This is a genomic window from Micromonospora sp. NPDC005087, assembly GCF_042872965.1.
GTDB lineage: Bacteria > Actinomycetota > Actinomycetes > Mycobacteriales > Micromonosporaceae > Micromonospora.
Genome location: NZ_JBIALB010000025.1, coordinates 1 through 16,189 on the forward strand (window position 1 = coordinate 1; position 16,189 = coordinate 16,189).

The 16,189-nt window shown below is 74.4% G+C and carries 13 protein-coding genes and 1 pseudogene; 6 read left to right on the top strand and 8 right to left on the bottom strand.

Annotation, left to right across the window (positions count from 1 at the left end):
- Window positions 1-475: 475 nt before the first annotated feature.
- The gene (locus tag ACFYPS_RS32715) at window positions 476-1,147 is read right to left on the bottom strand and encodes a DUF3159 domain-containing protein (RefSeq protein WP_387329853.1); all 672 of its coding nucleotides are present in this window, start codon (window positions 1,145-1,147) and stop codon (window positions 476-478) included.
- A gap of 146 nt (window positions 1,148-1,293) precedes the next feature.
- Here ACFYPS_RS32715 and ACFYPS_RS32720 point away from each other — a divergent pair, with 146 nt between their 5' ends.
- Together ACFYPS_RS32720 and ACFYPS_RS32725 are read left to right on the top strand one after the other, a co-directional pair.
- Window positions 1,294-2,181 carry a phosphatase PAP2 family protein gene (locus ACFYPS_RS32720; protein ID WP_354966356.1) on the top strand — a complete coding sequence of 296 codons (888 nt, stop codon included), beginning with the start codon at window positions 1,294-1,296 and terminating at the stop codon, window positions 2,179-2,181.
- Between the two features lie 8 nt (window positions 2,182-2,189).
- Window positions 2,190-2,858 carry a maleylpyruvate isomerase N-terminal domain-containing protein gene (locus tag ACFYPS_RS32725; protein WP_354966355.1) on the top strand — a complete coding sequence of 223 codons (669 nt, stop codon included), beginning with the start codon at window positions 2,190-2,192 and terminating at the stop codon, window positions 2,856-2,858.
- A gap of 6 nt (window positions 2,859-2,864) precedes the next feature.
- On the opposite strand, the gene ACFYPS_RS32730 is transcribed toward ACFYPS_RS32725, so the two are convergent.
- The 3 genes and pseudogenes from ACFYPS_RS32730 to ACFYPS_RS32740 all read right to left on the bottom strand — a co-directional run.
- A complete protein-coding gene (locus ACFYPS_RS32730; protein ID WP_387329768.1) occupies window positions 2,865-3,728 on the bottom strand; it encodes a DUF1028 domain-containing protein in 864 nt (287 codons plus the stop codon).
- 51 nt (window positions 3,729-3,779) lie between these two features.
- Entirely contained in the window at window positions 3,780-4,541 is a 762-nt protein-coding gene (locus tag ACFYPS_RS32735; protein ID WP_387329771.1) for a low temperature requirement protein A, read from the bottom strand.
- Window positions 4,542-4,623: 82 nt separating this feature from the next.
- Window positions 4,624-5,049, bottom strand: a pseudogene (locus ACFYPS_RS32740) (low temperature requirement protein A); the annotation flags it as partial.
- Window positions 5,050-5,156: 107 nt separating this feature from the next.
- Between ACFYPS_RS32740 and ACFYPS_RS32745 the strand changes: the two are divergent.
- The 4 genes from ACFYPS_RS32745 (at window position 5,157) to ACFYPS_RS32760 (ending at window position 8,686) form a co-directional block, all read left to right on the top strand.
- Window positions 5,157-6,140, top strand: coding sequence for an LLM class F420-dependent oxidoreductase (locus ACFYPS_RS32745; protein WP_387329857.1), 984 nt, complete (start codon window positions 5,157-5,159; stop codon window positions 6,138-6,140).
- On the top strand, window positions 6,137-6,928 hold the full coding sequence (locus tag ACFYPS_RS32750; RefSeq protein WP_387329773.1) for an SDR family oxidoreductase: 792 nt from the start codon (window positions 6,137-6,139) through the stop codon (window positions 6,926-6,928). The genes ACFYPS_RS32745 and ACFYPS_RS32750 overlap by 4 nt, the downstream gene beginning before the upstream one ends.
- Window positions 6,929-7,161: 233 nt before the next feature.
- Complete coding sequence (locus ACFYPS_RS32755) at window positions 7,162-8,175, top strand: hypothetical protein (protein WP_387329776.1); 1,014 nt, start codon at window positions 7,162-7,164, stop codon at window positions 8,173-8,175.
- A 103-nt stretch (window positions 8,176-8,278) separates the two neighbouring features.
- On the top strand, window positions 8,279-8,686 hold the full coding sequence (locus ACFYPS_RS32760; protein WP_387329779.1) for a hypothetical protein: 408 nt from the start codon (window positions 8,279-8,281) through the stop codon (window positions 8,684-8,686).
- A 145-nt stretch (window positions 8,687-8,831) separates the two neighbouring features.
- On the opposite strand, the gene ACFYPS_RS32765 is transcribed toward ACFYPS_RS32760, so the two are convergent.
- From ACFYPS_RS32765 to ACFYPS_RS32780, 4 genes are read right to left on the bottom strand one after another with little or no spacing between them, the layout of a single operon-like run.
- Entirely contained in the window at window positions 8,832-11,300 is a 2,469-nt protein-coding gene (locus tag ACFYPS_RS32765) for a transglutaminaseTgpA domain-containing protein (RefSeq protein WP_387329781.1), read from the bottom strand.
- On the bottom strand, window positions 11,276-12,475 hold the full coding sequence (locus tag ACFYPS_RS32770) for a DUF58 domain-containing protein (RefSeq protein WP_387329784.1): 1,200 nt from the start codon (window positions 12,473-12,475) through the stop codon (window positions 11,276-11,278). Before ACFYPS_RS32770 ends, ACFYPS_RS32765 begins: the two co-directional genes overlap by 25 nt.
- 13 nt (window positions 12,476-12,488) lie before the next feature.
- Complete coding sequence (locus ACFYPS_RS32775) at window positions 12,489-13,484, bottom strand: AAA family ATPase (RefSeq protein WP_387329787.1); 996 nt, start codon at window positions 13,482-13,484, stop codon at window positions 12,489-12,491.
- Between the two features lie 28 nt (window positions 13,485-13,512).
- Window positions 13,513-16,137 (bottom strand): fibronectin type III domain-containing protein, encoded by a 2,625-nt coding sequence (locus tag ACFYPS_RS32780; RefSeq protein WP_387329790.1) that lies wholly within the window; start codon window positions 16,135-16,137, stop codon window positions 13,513-13,515.
- Between the last annotated feature and the right edge of the window lie 52 nt (window positions 16,138-16,189).

Here is a 16,189-nt window from a genome sequence, read left to right on the forward strand (position 1 = left end):
AGCCGTCAGCCTGCCGAACGCGGCGTGACCTCGTGCTCATCACCACGAGCCGTCACGATCCGCAAGCTCGGCCCTTCAAGGTCGAGAAGCTGACCTACCACCGGTTCTGCGCGCAGCGATGTCGCCATGGCGCACGCCGACTACGGCAACCCGTTCCCGAACGGCTAACAGCACCCCTGGTGTGGGCGGCGTGCCCCGCCCACCCCGGGGTCCGGCCGGGTCCGGGGGAACGACGGGACCCGGCCGGCGCACGGCCTGACACCCCCGGTCAGGCCCGGCCATCCGGCCAACGCAGCGGATCGGCCGGCCCGCCCCCACCGCCCGGACTGGAGGCTGTCGCGAAAAAGCCCAGAAATTTGGGCCGTCACGGGATCACACCGAGGACGGTGACGGAGTAACGTACGTCACCGGAGAGGCCGCTCCCCCCGTGGCGGCCTCTCCACTTTTTTGCCCGCCAACGCACTGCCCGCGCGGGTCATCCGGGCGGCGCGGCAGGGTCCCCGGTTACCGGGTGACGCAAGCCCGGGTGCCCGGGCGGCAGCGACCGGCGCAGCAACACCCAGCTCACCGCCAGCGCCGCCGCGACCAGCGGCCAGGTCAGCGAGACCCGGGCCACGACCAGTGCGAGCACCTGCCCGCTCAGGTACAGCGGCACGAACACCGCAACCCGGAGCACATAGGTCGCCGTCCACACCCAGCTCGCCCGGGCGTACCCGCGCAGCAGCGCCGGGTCGCGCCGCCACCGGGAGCGCTGGCCCAGCGCCGCGCCGACCAGCACCCCGAGCAGCGGCCAGCGCACCACGATGCTGACCGCCCAGGCCAGCGCGCTGGCGGCGTTGGAGAGCAGCTGGATCAGGAAGAAGTTCTCGGCCCGGCCGGTGCGTACCGCGATCAGCGCGGCGACGCAGACGGCGAGCAGTCCGATGAGCACTGAGCGGGGCCGGTCACCGCGACGCAGCCGGACGCCGGCCACCACCGCGCCGACGGCCAGCGCCGCGCCGACCCCGGCCCAGATCGACTCTCCGCCGAGCAGCCAGCCGGCGGCGAACGCCAGCGGTGGCAGGGTGGCGTCGATGGCGCCGCCCCGCCCGCCGAGCAGGTCCGTCAGCGATTCGGCCCGGGCCGGCCGATCGGGGCCCGTGTCGATCCCGCCGTGCCGGTCGGGGTCGGGCGCGGCCTGGCCGGCGTCGCGCTCCGGTGTGCCGCCCACCGTCACCTCCTCGCCTCCGCTCCAACCTAACCGCCGGCCCCCGGTGGGCCACCGGCCGCCCGGCGGACGCCGGCCGCTACGGTGTGCGGATGCGCGCGACGGCAAGGGGTTGGACCGCGGTCTGGTTGGTCGTCATGGCCGTCGTCCAGGCGGCTGCCTTCCTCGTCGTCTGGCGGGTGGCTGTGCACTCCGAGATCGGTCAGTGGATCGACACGGTCGCGTTGACCGGCAACCGGATCGGTCAGGATCGCATCGACGGACCGGTCGACAAGCTCCTCAACGCGATGTCGGTGGTCTCCCTGCTGGCCGCTACCGCGACGATCGGGTTCATCGCGCTGATGCGGGGGCGGATCGCCCTCGCGATCACCGCGACCCTGCTGATCGCCGGCGCGAATGTCTCCACCCAGCTGCTGAAGTACGGGCTGAACCGGCCGGACTACGGCCTCGACCCGGAACGCGCGGGGGTGGGCAACAGCCTCCCCAGTGGGCACACCGCGGTGGCCGCGTCGGTGGCGGTCGCGCTGATGCTCGTGCTGCCGCCCAAGGTGCGGGCGGTCGGCGCCTTCCTCGGCGCCGGCTACGCGGCCGTCGCCGGGGTGGCCACCCTCTCCGCCGGCTGGCACCGGCCCAGCGACGCCGTCGCCGCGTACCTGGTGGTGGGCGTCTGGGCGGCGCTGGCCGGGCTGGTTCTGCTGGTCACCCAGCGGGAGCGGGCGAAGGTCGCCCCCGGCGACGCGCACCGGCTCGCCGCCCTGCTGCTCGGCGCCGTCGGCGTGCTCGCCCTGATCGGCTGCGTGCTGGCCCTGTCCTGGCTGGTCGAGCTGCGCGACACCGGGCCGGACGAGCTGACCCGGCGGCCGCTCTTCGTCGGGTACGCGGGCAGCGCCGCCGGCATCGCCGGCACGATGGCGGTGGTGATGGCGCTGGTGCTCATCGTCGTGCACCGGCTGGTGCCACGGGTCAAGGGCTAGAGCTGCCGGTGGATCCCGTCCGCGTGGCGTTCCGCGCCGAGTGCGCCCGACTCACCGAGATCCTGGCCGAGCTGGACGACGCCGACCTCGACCGGCCGACCGGCTGCCCGCCGTGGACCGTCCGCGAGCTGATCGCGCACGTGCGTACCGGCGCCGGCCGGCTGACCGACATGCTCGCCGCGCCGGCCCCGCCGCGCGCCGAGGTGGACGCCGCCGAGTACTTCGGCGCGGCGAAGTTCACCCCGGAGGTGGACGCCGACCGGATCGCCGGCGGCCGGCGGGACGCGCTACAGGTGGACCGGGCGGCGCTGGCGACCGAGTTGGACCGGGCTTGGCGGGCCACCGACGCCGCGGTCGCCGCGGCCCCGCCCGAGCGGCTGGTCCGGACCCGGCACGGCGACGCGATGCGCCTCACCGAGTTCCTGCGGACCCGGGTCCTCGAGGTGGGCGTGCACGGGCTGGACCTGGCCGCCGCGCTGGACCGCCCCCCATGGCTCACCGCCCAGGCGGCAGCGGTGATCGTCGACCTGCTCACCGACGGACGGCCGGCGCCGGCCGAGTTGCGCTGGGACCGGCTGACGCTGATCCGCAAGACCACCGGGCGGGTGGCACTGACCGGCCCGGAGCGGGCCACGGTCGACGCCGCCGGGTTCCGCTGGCTCGCCTTCGGGAGCTGACCCGGGTCAGCTCGCGGAGCGGGGCGCGGGCACGTGCGGGGCGACGCCGCGCAGGTGCGTCAGCACCACCGGGTCGATCCGCCCCGGCACCAGCCGCTCTTCGAGGTTCTCCAGCCCGGCCCAGGAGATCAACGCGCCCTCCGGCCCGTCGTCGGCCACCGGGTGACCCAGAGCCCTGAGCAACGCCGCCACCTCGTCGGCCACCGCGCCGCTGAGATCCAGCAGCGTGGCCGGGTCGGGCCGGCTGAACAGCAGGGTGTGCACGGCGAGCAGCCGACCCAGCTCGGCCACGGGATCGGGGTGGTCGTCGACCCGCAGGTCGATCAGCACGTCGCTCCTACCGCCGTACCCGCCGTCGCGCTCGACCACCAGCAGACCGGCGCTCTGCCGGCCCCGCCGGTCGCCGCCGGCGTCGTCACCGGCGCGCAAAGCGGCCACCAGCCGCTCGGCGAACGGCAGCGCCGAACCGGCCAGCCAGGCCTCGCCCAGCGCGTCGACAACCTCCGGGCCGGTGAGCACGTTGCCCTGTGCGGCCCAGCCGTCGCCGGTGCGCCCACCGGCCCACGGGTGGCAGGCCGGCCCGGTCCAGCTGGCACCCGGACCACTGACCCCGACCACGCCGAGCTGGCGGTGCTCCCGCTCGGCGTCGGCGGCGATCAGGCCGGCCACCACATCGGCGGCCGGCACCCCGGTGCGCAGCAGGGTCAGCCCCTGCGGGCGGTAGGCGAGGTTGACGTGCGCCTGGGTGGCCAGCGCGCCGACCTGGGCCTCCGCGGCCGGCACGAGCGCCCCGGCGGCGAGGAACTTGCTGGCCACGACGACGCCGTGCAACCGGCTGTCGGCAGAGCGGGCCACGAGGGAGAAGGTCACCTGCCGAGATTAACCTGCCGCGCCGCCATCATATCGGCGTACCCCGATGGCTCAGAACGGCGTCTTCGGCGCCTCCGGTGGGGCGCCGCGCGCCCGCCGGGCGTCGGCGACCGCGACGGCGGCCAGCACCAGCACCACGACGGCGGTCGTCGCCACACCGGGCAGGAGCAGCAGCGGCGCCGCCACCACCGCCAGCGCCAGGAGGGCGATCCACCGCGACGGCGAGACCCGTCCGAACACCTCGTACTCGAAGCGGGCCCGGCCGGCCAGGAACAGCGCCGGCCCGCCGAGCACCATGGCCAGCCACGGCCCGGGCATCCGGTCCAGCGGATGCTCGATGATCAGCTCATAGCCGACCGCGGTGCCGGCCAGCCCGATCACCATCAACCGGTGGGTGTCCGTCGCCGAGCGGCCGATGTTGGCCGGGTGCCGGGCCTGCGCCACGGCCTCGCCCAGGATCTGCCCGGCGCGCTGGAAGTAGATCCGCCACAGCGTGATCGTGGTGGCCAGCGCCAACGCGAACGCCAGCGCGTGCCCCGACCGGTACGGCCCCTTGCTGTACGCCAGACCGGCCACCAGGATCGTCTCGCCCAGCGCGATCAGAAAGAACTGCTGGTAGCGCTCGGCCAGGTGCTTACCGGCGATGTCCCACTTCGAGATCGTCGACCGGCCCAGCCCCGGCACCGGCCAGCCAGCCCGGTTGGCCGCGTACTCGATGACCAACGCCGCCGACCACGCCACCACCTGCTGGTTGGTGGTCAGCATCGCCCCACCGATCCAGAACACCCCGCTGGTGGCGTACACGATCGCCATCCGCACCTTCAGCCGGCGGGTACGGATGCGGCCCCAGCGCGATCGACAGGATCAGCGGCCGGGACACCTGCGCGACGACGTACGCCACCGCGAACATCAGCGCCGTCTCGGTGAACGCCCGCGGGATCGCCACCCCCATGACCATGCTGCAGACCAGCGCGGTCATCACGACGGCCTGCAGCGGCACCCGGTACGGGTCGTAGCGGCTGGTCGTCCACGCGGTGCCCTGCCAGAGCGCCCAGAGCGCCAGCAGCAACAGCAGCGTCTTGCCGCCTCCGGTGACCGCCGCCCAGCCGTGCTCCCGACCCGGATCTTGGGCCAGGTCCTCGAAGACACGGGTGGAGATCCGGGTGAGCGCGAAGACGTAGACCAGGTCGTAGAAGAGCTCCAGGAAGGTGGCCCGGTTCGGAGCGGCCCCCGCCGATACCGGCTCCAGGCGACCCGCTGCCCTGGAACCCACGGTCAGCCGCCCGCGCGGTCGGTCCGGTCCACCTGGCAGTCGTAACACCGCCGGACCGGTCGGGCGGACCGATGCCGGCAAATCCGCCCGGTTCGGGGATCTTGCTCGCGGACCCGGTCAACGGGCACGATCGATCGGTGACGAATCGATGGGGCATGACGGTCCCGCTGGGCGGGATCCCGCTGGCCGACCACGCCGCGGTCTACGCGACGCTCGACCGGGCCGGGTTCACCGACGTCTGGTCGTCCGAGGTCGCCGGGACCGACGCGTTCACCCCGCTGGCGCTCGCCGCCGCCTGGCAGCCCCGGCTACGGCTGGGCACCGCGATCACCCCGGTCTTCACCCGGGGACCCGGGCTGCTGGCGATGAGCGCGGCGGCGCTGGCCGAGGCCGCGCCGGGCCGGTTCGCGCTCGGCATCGGCGCGTCCTCGCCGGTGCTGGTCCGCGACTGGAACGCCGTGCGGTTCGACGAACCGTTCCGGCGCACCCGGGACGTCCTGCGCTTCCTGCGCGCCGCGCTGCGCGGCGAGACCGTGGACGAGGTCTACGACACCTTCACCGTGCGCCGGTTCACCCTGGAACGGCCGCCAGCCGTACCGCCGCCGATCCTGCTCGCCGCGCTGCGCCCCGGCATGCTCCGGCTGGCCGGCGCGGAGGCCGACGGGGTCATTCTCAACTGGCTCGGCGCCGACGACGTGCCACGCGCCCTCGCCGAGCTCGGCGAGCGCCGCGCCGGCTTCGAGGTCGCCGCCCGGATCTTCGTCTGCCCCACCGAGGACGCCGGGTACGCCCGCAAGCTCGGTCGCCGGCTGATCACCAGCTACCTCACCGTCCCGGCGTACGCCGAGTTCCACCGCTGGCTCGGCCGTGAAGAGGCGCTGGCGCCGATGTGGGAGGCGTGGGCCGCCGGTGACCGGCGCGGCGCCAGCGCGGCGGTGCCGGACGAGGTGGTCGACGCGCTCGTGCTGCACGGCTCGCCGGAGCACTGCCGCGCCGAGGTGCGCCGCTACGCCGACGCCGGCGTGGACGTGCCCGTCCTCGCGCTGCTGCCCACCCCCGAGGTGACCGCCGGCGGTGCGGCCGCACTGACCACCCTCATCGCCCAGCTGGGCACCGACCCCGTAGGAGCGTCGACGTGAACCTCACCGACCGGATCGTGGTGGTCACCGGCGGCGCCGGCGGCATCGGGGCGGCACTGTCCCGCAGGTTCGCCGCCGAGGGTGCCGCCGCCGTGGTGATCGCCGACCTGGACGGCGACGCGGCCCGCGCCGTGGCCGAGGGCATCGGCCCGCTCGCGCACGCCAAGGCACTCGACGTCACCGACGAGGATCAGGTCCGCGCGCTGGTCGACGACACCGAGCGGCGGTACGGCCGGATCGACCTGTTCTGCGCCAACGCGGGCGTGACCACCGGCGGGGGAGTGGAGGTCGACGACGCCGGCTGGGACCGCGCGTGGCGGGTCAACGTCCTCGCCCACGTCTACTCCGCCCGCGCGGTGCTGCCCGGGATGCTCGCCCGGGGCGGCGGCCACCTGCTGCACACCTGCTCGGCGGCGGGCGTGCTGACCGCGGTGGGCGACGCCGCGTACACCGCGACGAAGCACGCGTCGGTGGGCTTCGCGGAGTGGCTGGCCATCACCTACCGGGACCGGGGCATCCGGGTCAGCGCGCTCTGCCCGCAGGGCGTCGACACCCCGATGCTCGCCGACGGAATCGTCGAGGGCCACCTGGGCGCCCGGGTGATCGCCGCCTCCGGTGCGGTGCTCACCCCGGACCAGGTCGCCGACGCGACCATCGCCGGGCTGGCCGAGGAGCGCTTCCTGATCCTGCCGCACCCCGAGGTCGCCGACTACGCGCGCCGCCGCGCCGAGGACCCGGACGGCTGGCAGGCAGGCCTCCGCAAGCTCATCCGCCGCCTGACCGCCTGACCCCTCAACCCCTGAACCAAGCGCAAGGGCCATCCCCCAGCTGCGGGACTGCATTCACTTCTGCTGGGGAGGAGGAGTGCGTCCATCGCCGCAGATCATTGGTTCATGAGTGTCGCTGTGTGGTCGCCAGGTTCCGGTGTGCCGACACGGCGCTGCGCGTAGGGGGCGACATGTCAGACCGTTCCGCTCGTACTCACCGATCCGCAGCGAACGACGCGGCCAGACCGTGGGCGATGGCATGCGTCGTCTTCGTCGTCGGTGAGGTGGCTCTGCGTCTGTACTGGATCGCGGGTGGCCGGTGGGGGTACACCGCCTGCGACCGCACTGATCTGGTCGATCCGGCGGGTGGATGCGGCGCGGACCGCGTGGAGACGCTGCCGTTCTGGGCGGGACGGGGAGCGGTGGGAGTCGGTGTCGCTCTCGCAATGATTGTTGTGTGCGCCATCCGGTTCCCGGGCCGCGCCGCGGCCGCCGGGAGTTGGGCGGCGAGCGCGCTGCTCCTGGTCGTCGCGTTCCCGCTGCATCTGCTCTTCGAGGTCCCGGCGGCGTTGGCGGGGCGTCCCTCGGACTGGCGTGACCTCGGCGCCCGACTCGCGTTGGTAGCGGGTGGCGTCCTGTTCGCCGGGCTTGCGAACGCATCCGGTCCCCAGCGCGGAGCGGTGAGTTCCGGCTACCAGCCGGTGCCGCGGTGGACGCGCCTCTGGGCGTACGCGGCTGTCGCGCTGCCGGTGGTCGGCTGGGCCGTGCCGCACGCGCTCTGGGTGCTCGGCGTTCCGTTCGGCATATCCGAGCGGGAACTGAATGACATCCACCTGAATCTCTCGACGCCGACGGGCGTGGCGATCACTCTCGTCCCGCCGCTCGCCGGCCTGCTCGTTCTCGGGTTGGTACAGCCGTGGGGGCAGCAGTTCCCGCACTGGGTGCCGGGGCTGCACGGTCGACGGGTTCCCCGGCTGCTGGCGGTGATCCCGGCCGGGGTGGTGGCGCTCGCGCTGGTCACCTACGGCGTGTTGAGCGTCGCGGTGTTCGTCGGCCAACTACTCGCGGGTGACCTGCGTTGGTCGGACGTGTGGGAGGGGTGGGCGGTAGCCACCACGCTGCTGGTGTTCCTCGGCTGGGGAGTGTCGCTGGGCGTCACGACCACCGGCTATGCCCTCGCCACCTGGCCGCGTCAGGAGCAGACAGACGCCGCCAGAGTCCCAACGGCTCTGGCCCTCGAAGATCGGAGCACCGATGGGCCCCACTGACTCTCACCGCGCCTGGGCCGCCGCCCCGCCACCCTGGGCCGTCTGGGCCGCCTACGCCGTCCCGCTCTGCGTCCTGCCGTCCGCGGTCTGGCGACTGTCCCTCGTGTTCACCGACGATGCCGTCACCCCGTGGTACATGATCTTCTTGTCCGCCCTGTCGATGGGGCTGGCGCTGTTGACACTCGGGCTGGTGCAACGCTGGGGACAACGACTTCCGCACTGGGTACCGCTGCTCGGGGGCCGTCCGATTCCGGCGCGCCCAGTCGTGCTCGTCGCGCTGATCGGCGGTTCGGTGCTCGCCGCCATCTGCGTGTATCTCTTCTTGAACAGCAGGTTCCATTTTGTGGAGCGCGGTTGGGTGGGGATAGGCCGCGACGAACCGGCACATCAGGCTCCGGGCTGGGAGGTGCTGTGGTTCTACGCCCCGATGGTCGCATGGGGGCCCCTCGTCATCGCCGTGGCCGCCGACTATGGTCGGCGCGTCGGCCGGGTTCGATCACCGGCTCGATAGCGTCTTTCGACGCGCAAGCAGATTGCGTCCGAGGACCGGTGATGCGTCCTCCAGCGCTTGGACATGACCCCCGCCCCCGGACCTGCCTCCGGTGATCAAGAGGTTTGCGTCAGGAATGGGTCCGCAGGCGACGCAAAGCTCTTGATCACCGCGGGGACCGGCGGGCGCGGTGCAGGGGGGATGGGTGGACGGACCAGAGCAGGCGGCGCCACCAGGGTCGGGCGGAGCGCAGGGTCGCTGTGTAGACGGTGGCCAGCTCGGCGGCGCGAGCCGCTTGGTCGGCCGTTGCGGCGCCGGGGGCGAAGCCCACCTGATTGAGCAGGGCCGCCAGCTCGTCGACGGCCGGAACGTCGCCGGTTGTGCCGTCGCCGGTCGCGCCCGGTCGGGCGTCGGCGAGGGCCTGGCGGGCCCGCCCGGCCACCTCGGTGGCCGCCAGGTCGGCGCCGACCGGTCGACCGGCCAGCCGCAGCGCGTCGGTGACCTCCCGCCAGGCGCCGGCGATGCGCTCGCCGGGGTCGCCCCGGCCGAGCCGGGCGCGGGTGAGTGAGCGGCGCATCGCCAGCAGAGTGAGCAGCAGGGCGCCCACCACCAGCAGCAGGCCACCACCGCCGCCCGCGACCAGCACCGGGGTGGACACGCCACCCTGGCCGGCCGGCCCGTCGGCGACGGACACCGGCTCCGGGGAGGCGGTGGGCTCCACGGTGGGCTCCGGCGCCTCCGACGGCGGCGGATCCTCCGGCGTCGGGCGGAAGTCCTCCTCCACCGGCCTCGGCTCGTTGTCCGGGCGGGGCAGCGGGTCGAACGACACCCAGCCCAACCCGTCGAAGAGCACCTCCGGCCAGGCGTACGCGTCGCCGGCCCGCACCGGCCCCTGCCCGGTGGACCCGAAGCCCACCACCACCCGGGTGGGCAGCCCGGAGAGCCGGCCGAGCACCGCGAACGCCGCGGCGAACTGCTCCGAGGTGCCCCGCTGCCCGCCGCCGTTGCGCGGGCCGAAAAGGAAGAAGCCCAGGTTCGGGTACGCGTGCCCGCTCGGCGCGTCCGCCACCACCCGGTAGTGCTCGACCAGGAACTGCTCGATCGCCGCGGCCCGCGCGTACGGGGCGCCGTTCTCCTCGGCGAGCTGCGCGGCCAGCCGGCGCATCGGGTCGGGCACCCCGTCGGCGACCCGCAGCACCCGAGCCACCTCCGCACCGGCGGGCACGTTCGCGGTGGCCAGGAGGTTGCTGTCCGGGCGTTCGCGGGCCGAGGTCACCGTGTACCGCAGCCCCGGGGTCAGCCCCTCCGGCCGGATCAGCGTCCCCGTCGCCGGGTCGTACGCCACCCGCGCGCCGCTGACCTCGCTCGGGGTCGCCACGGCCGGCAGCAGCCGGCCGCTGAGGTCGGCCACGGTGATCTGCTGCCGGACCGTCTCCACCGTGCTGTCCCGGGCCGGCGTCGCGGCCGGCAGGATCCGACCGGCGTTGCGGTAGTTGGCGCCGACCCGCCAGGTCACCCCGTCGTAGTCGCTGAGCACCGCGAGGCGGATCCGCACACTGTCACCGGCGTCGTCCGCCGGCTCGTCGTCGGTGCCGCCATCCGGCCCACCGCTCGCGGTGCCGCCGTCCGGGGGCGTCACGCCGCCGGGACGGACCGTGCTCACCTCGAGCAGCTTCTGCTCGGGGTGCAGGGCCCACCCGGAGATCCGGATCAGCGGGTTCTCGTCCAGCGTCTGCACCTGCGGCGGCTCCACGTACCGCCGAGGGTCCACCGGCCGACCGTCGACCTGACCGGCGACGACCGGGCCGAGCAGCGCCACCAGCCCGACCACCAGGGCCACCCCGAGCGCCGCGGTGGCGGCGAGCCGGACCCGCACCGCCGCGCGGACCCGGGGGGCGAGGCCGGCGGCCGGATCACCGCCGGTCGACGGTGACCCGGCGGGCGCCGCCAGACCCACCGCGGCGATCGCGACGAACGCGAGCGTCGCCCCGATCGCCGGTTCGGCGTTCGGCCCGACCACATAGAGGGCGGCGGCGAAGAGCCCCGCCGCCGGCAGGTAACCCAACAGCACCCGGCCGGTGCGCAGCGCCACCTCGGCGCCGGCCAGCCCGGCCAGCCACGCGGCGACCACCGGCATCAGCACCGTGTCCGGCGTGGGCTCGACCGGAATCATCGCGGTGAGCAGCCGGGGGATGCCGTTGCGCGCGGCGTCCGCGGTCACCTCCAGCAGGCTGCCCGGCAGCTCGGCGCGGGCGGCGGCCAGCCGCAGCGACCAGAGTGTCCAACCGGCCATCGCGGCCACCGACACCGGCGCCACGAGCCACGAGGGCAGCCGCCGGGCGGCCACGCTGACCAGCACCGAACCGGCTGCGGCGCCGATGACCAACCGGGTCAGCAGGTCGCCGGCGTACACCCGGCCGAGCACCACCCCGGCGAGCGCGGTCAACCCGATCAACGCGAGCGGGACGACGGCGGCCCGCAGTGCCCGCCACACCCGCCCGGGCCAGTCCCGCTGTGCCGAGCCGTCGATCGGCGGCGTGCCCGGACTCGTCCCGGATCCCGCCGCGCCGGCGGTGGTCGCAGGGCCCGGTCGCTGCTGGTCGACGCCCGTCACCACCGGCGCACCCCGTCCCACTCGGCGGCGAACTGCGCGCCGTCCGCCGCGTCGACCACCACCAGGCCCGCCGTACCGGCCGGCGTGGGCTCGGCCGGGCCGAACACCCCGACGACCACCGACGGGTACGCGCCGCGCAGCGCACCCACGTGCCCCAGGTCGGCGCGGCCACCCGGCCCGGTCAGGAAGATCAGCGTGTCGCCGAGCCGGTCCTGGCGCAGTCGGGTGGTGGCGGCGCGCAGCGCGTCGTCGTCGCCGGAGAGTTCGGCGGCGGCGAGCCGGTCCAGCGGCCCGAGCGGGTGGCCTTCGCCGTCCACCGCACCGTCGGCCCGGTCGCCGCGCCCCCGCTCGACCGACGTGGCGGGCTCCGCGGCGACCAGTACCAACAGCACCGGCAGGTCCGCGCGGTGCGCGGCGGTGACGATCGACGCCGCCGCCTCGCAGCCCGACTCGAACGACTCCGCCACCCCTCGCACCCGTGCGGGGTGCGCGGCGGCGCGGTTGTCCAGCAGCACCACCAGGCGGGGGAGGCTGGTGTCCACGTTCTCCCGCACCATCAGCTCGCCGACCCGGGCGCTGGTGCGCCAGTGCACCCGGCGCAGCTCGTCGCCCACCACGTACTCCCGCAGCGAGTCGAAGGTGATCGACCCGTGCGGCACCCCGTCCACCCGGCCGTCGAGGCTGCGCCCCGCGCCGGTGGGCACCGCCGTCAGCGGGTGGACCCGGGGGTGCACCCACACCGGTGTGCTCGCACCGTACGGGCGGGTCAGCGCCACCAGGCCCAGCGGGTCCCGCCGGGTCACCCGCAGCGGCCCGACCGGCACCACCCCACGCCGATGGGTCGGCACGTCGTAGCGGACCTCGGTGTCCCGGCCGGGCCGCAGGCGCAGCAGCGGCACCGGCACCGTGCGGTCCCCACACCGGTCCTCGGCCAGCAGGTTCGCCGAGCGCAGCCGGCCGGTGTTGCGGACGGTCAACGTCATGCTCGCCGGCTCGCCGCGGGCCACCCGGTCCGGGTCGGCGCGGCGGGCCACCACCAGCCGGGGCCGCCAGGCCGCGGTCAGCGCGGCGTATCCGACGGCCGCGCCGGCCGCCGCCCCCAGCAGCGTCAACTCGGGGTACGCGAACCGGAAGCCCACCCCGAGCAGAACGACGGCGGCGACGAGCAGCCCGACCCCGCGGGCGGTGATCCCCATGCGCTGCTGCCGGTCAGCCCTGCACCGGCGCCGGCTGCCCCGACGGCAGCGGCACCGGCACCGAGGCGATGGCCTGGCGCAGCACCTCCGCCGCGGTCATCCCGCGCACCTGGGCGTCCGGGGTGAGCAGCAGCCGGTGGGCGAACACCGGTTCGGCGAGCGCCTTCAGGTCCTCCGGCATGATCCAACCCCGCCCGTCGATCAGCGCGTACGCGCACGCGGCGCGGGTCAGCGCGATGACACCCCGAGGGCTGACTCCGACGCGTACGTGCTGGTGGGTGCGGGTGGCGGCGGCCAACCGAACCGCGTACGCGTAGAGCGGCTCGGCGATGTGCACCCGACGGGCCATCCGGACCATCTCGCCCACGGTGGCGGTGTCGGTGACCGGGGTGAGCGCCTCGGGGGAGCGGACGGTGGCGCCACGCAGCACCTCCACCTCGACCGCCTCGTCCGGGTAGCCGACGGAGAGCTTGACCAGGAAGCGGTCCAGCTGCGCCTCGGGGAGCCGGTAGGTGCCGTCCATCTCCACCGGGTTCTGCGTGGCGACCACCAGGAACGGCGCGGGCACGGGATGTCGGACCCCGTCCACGGTGACGGTGCGTTCCTCCATCACCTCCAGCAGCGCCGACTGGGTCTTCGGCGACGCCCGGTTGATCTCGTCGGCGATGACGATGTTGGCGAAGACCGGCCCGGGATGGAACTCGAAGTCCCGGGTCGCCTGGTTGAAGATCGTCACACCGGACACGTCGGAGGGGAGCAGGTCGGGGGTGAACTGGATACGCCGCCACTCACCCTTCACGGTGGCGGCGATGGCCCGGGCCAGGGTCGTCTTGCCGACCCCGGGCACGTCCTCCAGGAGCACGTGACCCTGCGCGAAGAGCGCGGTCAGCGCCAGCCGGACCACCTGCGGTTTGCCGAGCACGACCGCGTTGACGTTCTCGGCCAGCCGGGCGGCCAGTGCGGCGAAGCCCTGCACCTCCGGCTGGGTGAGCGGCTCGTGGGTGTTCACGGTCGGTGGTGCTCCTTGCCTGGGTGCTTCAGCAGGTGGGCAGGACGTTGATGTTGTCGCCGCCCTCCAGGTTGAGCCAGGCCCAGGGGATGTAGTTCTTCCCGCTGTACTCGACCTGCACCCACCAGGTGCTCTGCTTGTTGTTGTTGTAGATCCACGAGTCGACGTTCCCGCCGGACTTCTTGCAGTACGCCTTCAGCCGGGTGCCGGGCTTCGCCCAGCCCACCTGCTGGTCGTTGTCCTGCCGGGCGACGGAAAAGATCTCGTTGCCGTTGCGGCCGTCGACCTCTTTGTTGCAGTAGGTCCGCTGGTCGCCGTCCGGCCCGTTGTTGCACGTCGCGATGCCGTAGAGCACCTCGGTGGTCTGGGCCCGCGTCGCGGTGCCCTTGCCGGCGGCGTTGGTGGCGGTCACCGTGAACGTGTACTTCGTGCCCGGCGTCAGACCCGGCACCGTGATGCTGGAGCACGGCCCGGCCTTCGCCGGCTCGCCCGGCGTGTTCACCGAGCAGGTGGCCTTGCCGCCGCCGGCGTCCACGGTGAACGTGACGGTCGCCGAGGTGGCGGTCGCCGACGAGCCGGTGACCGTGACCCGTGGCTCGGCGACGGTGCGGGCGGTGGTGGTGGCCTCCGGGCCGGGCCCGGCCTCGTTGACCGCCTTCACCTTCACGGTGACGTTCTCGCCGTTGCCCAACCCGGTGACGGTCGTGCGGGTGTCGGTCACCTCGCTGCTGCGCCCGCCGACGTCCACCAGGTACTTCGTCACCGGCCGGCCGTTCGCCTCGGCCGGCGCCCACTGCACGGTGATCGCGCCGGGCTGGTCGGCGACCGTGCCGGCCCGCAGGTCGACCGGTCGGCCGGGCGCCGCGAACGGCACCACCGTGTTGCTGACCGGCGAGGCCGCCGAGCCGGCGCCCTTGTCGTTGACCGCGACCACGGTGAACGCGTACTGGGTGCCGAACTCCAGCTCCCCGGCGGGCACCACCAGCTCCGTCTTCGTCGACTCGCCGGCCGGCGCGTTCGTCCCCGCCGAGCTGGCCGTCACCGCGTACTTCGCGATCTTGTTGCCCTGCCCGTTCGCCGCCGGCCACTTCACCAGCACCGTGCCGTCCGGCCGCTCCTGAGCGGTGACGCTCGCGGGCGGATCGGGCACGGCGGCGGTCGGGGTGACCGGGTTGCTGCTGCGCGACGGGCCGTCGCCCTTGGCGTTCACGGCGTGCACCGCGAACCGGTACGTCTCGCCGTTGGTCAGCCCCTTGACCTCCACCGCACGCTGGTTGGCACCGACCTCCAGGCGCTGGCCGGCGCCCTGCACCACGTACTTCATGATCTCGGCGCCGTTCGCGGCGGCCGGCCGCCAGCTCACCCGGGCCTGGGCGTTGCCGGCGGCGGCGGTGACGCTGCGCGGCGCGCTCGGCTTGCCCACCCGGGGCTTCTTCGGCGGGGGCGGCGGCGGGGGAGTCGGCGGCGGGTCGCCGCCGAGCACGTCGTTGGCGTACTTGTTGACCTCGCGCACCTGGTGCTTGTCGTCCACCACCCGGGCGGTCGCCGAGTCGGGGGAGTTGATGAAGAGGTGGTTTTCCCGCACCTCCAGCTCCAGCGGCCCGTTCGCCCGGCCGCGGATGGTGTCGACCAACTGGCCGCCGGTGTCGAAGGAGTAGATGGCGCCGGTGGCCTCGTCGGCGCAGTAGAACCTGTCCGCCCAGGCCACCGCCGGGCTGAGCCGGTCGCCGTTGCCCGGCACGGTGAACGCCCGCTCCTCGCCGGCGTCACCCACCACCAGCACCCGCCGCTCGGCCGACACGGTCACCGGGACGCGCGGACCGCTGGTGCGGGCCGGCAGCGCCGCCGGGCCGGTCAACTTCAGGGGCGTCGGGTGCACCTCGCCGCGCTGCACCCGCACCAGCTTCCCGGCGGTGCGGTCGAGCACCGCGACCCCGTCGTCCAGCGTGGAGACCACCAGCTCGTGGCTGGCCTCGGCGACGTCGTACGTCTCGACCCGCTCGGGGCTGAGCCCGCCACCGGCGGGCGCGGCCGAGGCCGGCGCGGACGGCAGCTTCGCGGCGGTGACCGCCGACACTGTGCCCTCGCTGGGCACCGCGACCCAGAGCCGGCCCTCGCCGTCGAAGGTGCCGCCGGTGATGCCCGGCGGGTAGCGGACCGGCTCGCCGACCGGGGTCAGCGACCGCGGGTCGAGCTGGCGCACGATGCCCTGCACGGCGTCGACGACGAACGCCGCGTCCTCGTGCAGGGCGACGCTCACGCCGAGCCCGGGGGTGGTCCGCGTGGTCGCGGTGAGCTGCAGGGTGGCCAGGTCCAGTGAGCTGACCTGCCCGGTCTGCAGGTCGCGCAGGATCAGCAGCCGGTCGGTCTGGGTGACCTGCATCAGGTGGCGGCGAGCGTTGGGAACCTCGGTGCGGGTGTCGACGCGGGCGGTGACCCCGTTGACCCGGGCTAGCTCGCTGCGCGCCGCGCTCCACAGCCAGGAACTCGCGTCGTAGTTGGCCACCGCGTTGTCCGCCGCGCCCAACCCGAGGACGGTCAGCCCCATGGCCGCCAGCAGCGCGGTCACCGTGCCGACGGTCACCAGCCCGCCGCGCAGCCGGGACCGCGAACGGGGGGCTTCGGTGCGTGCGGCGTCCTCGATGCTGGCCACAGCCGGCTGCCTCCCCTGAGTCGTGGCAGGTGGCGCGCCTCGCGGCGACCCC